Origin of the sequence: Marivita sp. S2033, from assembly GCF_046592965.1 — a bacterium.
Classification (GTDB): domain Bacteria; phylum Pseudomonadota; class Alphaproteobacteria; order Rhodobacterales; family Rhodobacteraceae; genus Marivita.
In genome coordinates this window covers 1-449 of record NZ_JBISBV010000057.1, presented here as the reverse complement: position 1 = coordinate 449, position 449 = coordinate 1, and the positions used below count along the sequence as shown (strand labels likewise).

Sequence of the window (449 nt, the reverse complement as noted above, 5' to 3'; positions counted from 1 at the left end):
CACCCCAGCCAGTTCTTTCTGATCCAAGACCTGAAGACGCTCAATAGCGCAGGTCTCCGTCGAACGGTTGGAAATGCCCCAGTTTGGTGCCCCCGCCCGGGCGCTAAGGGTGCCCGAGCGAGGAACGTGGTGAGAGGCTATCCCACGGGGTCAGTTCAGAGGTAGTCCGGGTCGGTCCCGTACGCCCAGTGCAACCAATCGTCCTGCTTGTTGTCGGCCTGAGAACCGAGGACAAGGTGCTCCGGGTTGACGCACAACCGTTCGTGACAGCGATGCCTTACGACTTGCTGCGTCGAAGCCGCGACTTGATTCAACACACAGTAGATGAAGCGATAGGCTTCCACCTGCCTGCCCAAGAACCGCAGCTTTGAGGGCCGCACCGTCGCTGTGATCAAGCAGCCGCCTTCCTCCTTCAGGGCTGCTTCGATGAGTGAGAAGGCCCGGGCTTG

At 60.6% G+C, this 449-nt stretch carries 1 pseudogene; it reads right to left on the bottom strand.

What is annotated here, in order from left to right:
* Window positions 1–155: 155 nt before the first annotated feature.
* Window positions 156–449 (bottom strand): annotated as a pseudogene (locus tag ACGKZZ_RS17295) (hypothetical protein); the annotation flags it as partial.